This is a genomic window from Streptomyces sp. NPDC059564 (assembly GCF_042735575.1).
GTDB lineage: Bacteria > Actinomycetota > Actinomycetes > Streptomycetales > Streptomycetaceae > Streptomyces.
In genome coordinates, this window is record NZ_JBHWBP010000523.1 from 1 (window position 1) to 3,772 (window position 3,772).

A 3,772-nucleotide genomic window follows, 5' to 3' on the forward strand; every position below is an offset into this window, starting at 1 on the left:
GGAAGGGGTGAAGAGTCGTAACTTTCCCGTACGGTTCGCGTTCGAGCACGCTAGAAAAGGACTCCCCCGCGCCCGCGCGCGTCTACGCGAACACCTCCTGGCGCGCCGAGCGGCGCTCGGCGGCCCGCTCCGGGTCCAGGGCCGGTACGGCGGCGAGCAGCTGCCGGGTGTAGGGGTGGGCGGGCCGGTCGTAGACCTCGTCCACAGGGCCCTCCTCGACGATCAGGCCGCCGCGCATGACGGCGACCCGGTCGCTGACCTGCCGGACCACCGCGAGGTCGTGCGCGATGAAGACCAGCGCGATGCCCAGCTCCCGCTGGAGTTCGGCCAGCAGGGCGGTGACCTGCGCCTGGGTGGTGACGTCGAGGGCGGACACCGGCTCGTCGCAGACGATCAGCGCCGGCTCGGGCGCGAGGGCGCGGGCGATGCCGACGCGCTGGCGCTGGCCGCCGCTGAACTCGTGCGGGTAGCGGTCGTAGTGCCCGGCCTCCAGGCCCACCCGGGTCAGGAGTTCCCCGACGCGGGCCCGGATGGCGGCCTGGTCGCGCAGCCCGGCCGCGCGCAGCGGGTCGGCGATGGACTCGCCTACGGAGCGGCGCGGGTTGAGGGAGGACACCGGGTCCTGGAAGACCATCTGGACGCCGGGCCCGATGCCGGTGGACTCGGCGCCGTCCCGCCGGACCTGCCCCGCACCCGGCTCCAGCAGCCCGACGAGCATCCGTCCGAGGGTGCTCTTGCCGCTGCCGGACTCCCCCACGATCCCGAGCGTCTCCCCGCGGCGCACGGCGAGCGAGACCCCGTCGACGGCGACCACCCGCCGCTTCCCCCGCCCGAACTCCTTCCGCAACGCAAAGGCCTCGACCACGGGCTCGGCGGCCAACTCCAGCCCCGCCAAACCCAGCCCCGCCGGCGATCGAGGCGCGGGGTCCGGGGCGGAGCCCCGATCTTTGAGCCCCGCCGGCGATTGAGGCGCGGGTACGGGCAGCGCCCGTGAAGCCCCCTGCCGGGCCACCCTCGGCGCGTCCAGCCGCGGCACCGCCGCCAGCAGGGCCTTGGTGTACGGGTCCGTCGGCACCGACAGGACGGATGCCACCGGTCCCCCCTCCACGGCGGCGCCGTCCCGCAGCACCAGCAGTTCGTCGACGCTCCCCGCCGCCACGCCCACGTCGTGGGTGACCAGCAGCAGCCCGAGGCCGCGCTCCTCGCGCAGTCCGTGCAGCAGGTCCAGGATCTGCGCCTGGACGGTGACGTCGAGGGCGGTGGTGGGTTCGTCGGCGATCAGCAGCCGCGGTTCGCACGCCAGCGCCATGGCGATCAGGGCCCGTTGGCGCATGCCGCCGCTGAACTCGTGCGGCCGGGCGCGGGCGCGGCGTACCGCGTCGGGGATGCCCACCCGGTCGAGGACCTCGACGGCCCGGGCCCGGGCGGCCCGCCGGGAGGCGGCGGTGTGGATCCGGTACACCTCGGCGATCTGGTCGCCGATGGCGTAGTACGGGTCGAGGGCGCCGAGCGGGTCCTGGAAGACCATGGCCGCGACGCTCCCGCGCAGCTCGCGCAGTTCCCGCGGGGAGGCGGAGTCCACGTCGGTGCCGCCCACCCGTACGCTGCCGCCGAGCCGGGCGCCCGTCCCGCGGTGCAGCCCGAGGAGGGCGGCCGCCACGGTGGACTTGCCGCTGCCGGACTCGCCGACGAGGCCCAGGGCGCGCCCGGGTTCCAGGGTGAAGGAGACCCCGTCGACGGCCCGTACGTACCCTCCGGGGCCCCCGACGGGGAAGTCGACCGCGAGGTCCCTGACGTCCACCAGCGGTTCGGTCATGCCAGGGCCACCCTTCGGTCCGCTACGGCGTACAGCAGGTCGGCGACGGCTCCGGCGATGACGACGGCCGCGCCGATGGCGAGGACGACGCCCACGACCACGGGCAGGTCCACGACCCGCACCGCGTCGATGAGGGTCTTGCCGAGTCCGGGAATGCCGAACAGGGACTCGGTCAGCACGGCGCCGCCGATCATCGTGCCGAAGTCCACGGCGCTGAGCGCGATCACGGGCGCGACGGCGCCGCGCAGCGCGTGCCGGGTCACGATGGCCCGCTCCCCCACGCCGTAGGCGCGGAAGGTGCGGATGTGGTCCTCCGCCAGTGTCTCCAGGGTCGAACTGCGCGTGAGGCGGGCGTACTTGGCGCTTTCGAAGAAGCCGAGCGTGACCCAGGGCAGCAGCAGGTTCCAGGCCCACTGTTCGGGGTCGTCGCCGAACGGCACGTACGTCGGGAAGGGCAGCCACTGGAGGTAGGCGCAGACGGCCATGAGCAGCAGCAGTCCGAGGATGAAGACGGGGGTGCCGGTGGCGGCGAGGGTGAGCACGGTCAGGGCCCGCTCGGTGAGCCCGCCGCGGCGCAGCGCGGACAGCAGGCCGGTACCGACGCCGATGACGAGCCAGATCACCAGCCCGCCGAGCGCCAGGGAGAGGGTGGCGGGCAGCCGTTCCAGGAGCAGCCCGGTGACCTGCTGGTCGTTCTGGTAGGAGAAGCCCAGGCAGGGCGCGTCGCAGTGCAGTACGAGGCCGGCGCCGCCGGAGTAGTCCCTGCCGGTCAGGATTCCCTGGAGGAAGCGCAGGTACTGGGTGACGACGGAGTCGTTCAGCCCGAGCTGTTCGCGCACCTGGGCGATCTGCTGCGGGTTGCAGCGCTCCCCGCAGGCGAGGCGGGCGGGGTCGCCGGGGGCGACGTAGAAGAGGGCGTAGACGATCACGGACAGGGCGAGCAGCACCAGGAGCGCCCCGCCGAGCCGTTTGAGCACCGGGGGCACCCCCGGCGGTAGCTGGGGGCGCGTCATGCTGTGCGCTCCTTTCTGGTGCCGACCCGCAGGCGCGAGCCCTCGCGCGGGTCGAGGGCCGTGCGGACGGCGTCGCCGAGGACGGTGAACGCGAGCACGGTGACGAAGAGCAGCCCGGCGGGGAGCAGGACGTAGGCGGGGTCGGCGCGGAACCAGGTCTGCGCGCTGGACAGCATCTGTCCCCAGGAGGGGGTGGGCGGTTTGACGCCGACGCCGAGGAAGGAGAGCGAGGCCTCGGCGACGATGTTGGAGGGGATGAGGATCGCGGAGTAGGTGATGACGGGCGCGGCCAGCGAGGGCAGCAGTTCGCGGCGGGCGATCCGCAGGGTGCCGTTGCCGGAGAGCCGGGCGGATTCGACGAAGTCCAGGCCGCGCAGGGTGAGGGTCTGGGCCCGCACCATCCGGGCGGTGGTGCCCCAGCCGAGCAGTCCGATGATCAGGACGAGCAGCAGCGGCCGGGGGAAGCCGGGCGGGACCACGGCGGTCAGCGCGATGGCGATGACCAGCATGGGCAGGGCGATCATCACGTCGGTGACCCGGGCGACGAGCTGTCCGGCGAAGCGGTTGCCGAGCCCGGCGGCGAGTCCGGCGGCGATCCCGACGAGGACCTGGACGACGGTGGCGCCGAGGGCGACGAGCAGGGAGATCCGCGCGCCGTACAGGAGCCGGGTGAAGAGGTCGCGGCCGCTGCCGGGTTCGACGCCGAGCCAGTGGTCGGCGGAGATCCCGCCGAAGGAGCCGAGGGGGACGCCGCCGCGCGCGGAGTCGACGAGGTCGTCGTGGTAGGCGTTCGGGTCCTGGCCGGTGAGCTGGGCGAACAACGGTGCGGCCAGGGCGAGGAGGACGAGGAGGGCCAGGACGGCGGCCGCGCCGACGGCGGAGGGCCGGCGGCGCAGCCGTTGCCGGACCTGGCGGCCGGCGCCCGCGGCCGGGGCGGGTGCGC

At 74.2% G+C, this 3,772-nt stretch carries 3 protein-coding genes; all 3 read right to left on the bottom strand.

Annotated features, from left to right (window positions below; all coding sequences use genetic code 11):
* Positions 1-82: 82 nt before the first annotated feature.
* Entirely contained in the window at positions 83-1,816 is a 1,734-nt protein-coding gene (locus tag ACFV0Q_RS39430) for a dipeptide ABC transporter ATP-binding protein (protein WP_385012655.1), read from the bottom strand.
* Positions 1,813-2,829, bottom strand: coding sequence for an ABC transporter permease (locus tag ACFV0Q_RS39435; RefSeq protein WP_385012657.1), 1,017 nt, complete (start codon positions 2,827-2,829; stop codon positions 1,813-1,815). The genes ACFV0Q_RS39430 and ACFV0Q_RS39435 overlap by 4 nt, the downstream gene beginning before the upstream one ends.
* Positions 2,826-3,772 (bottom strand): ABC transporter permease (locus ACFV0Q_RS39440; RefSeq protein ID WP_385012659.1); only part of this gene is annotated, 947 nt, incomplete at its 5' end. The genes ACFV0Q_RS39435 and ACFV0Q_RS39440, both read right to left, overlap by 4 nt.

Coding starts and splice junctions, on each gene's coding strand:
- ACFV0Q_RS39430 (WP_385012655.1), bottom strand. CDS start 1,816: ATGACCGAACCGCTGGTGGACGTCAGGGACCTCGCGGTCGACTTCCCC.
- ACFV0Q_RS39435 (WP_385012657.1), bottom strand. CDS start 2,829: ATGACGCGCCCCCAGCTACCGCCGGGGGTGCCCCCGGTGCTCAAACGG.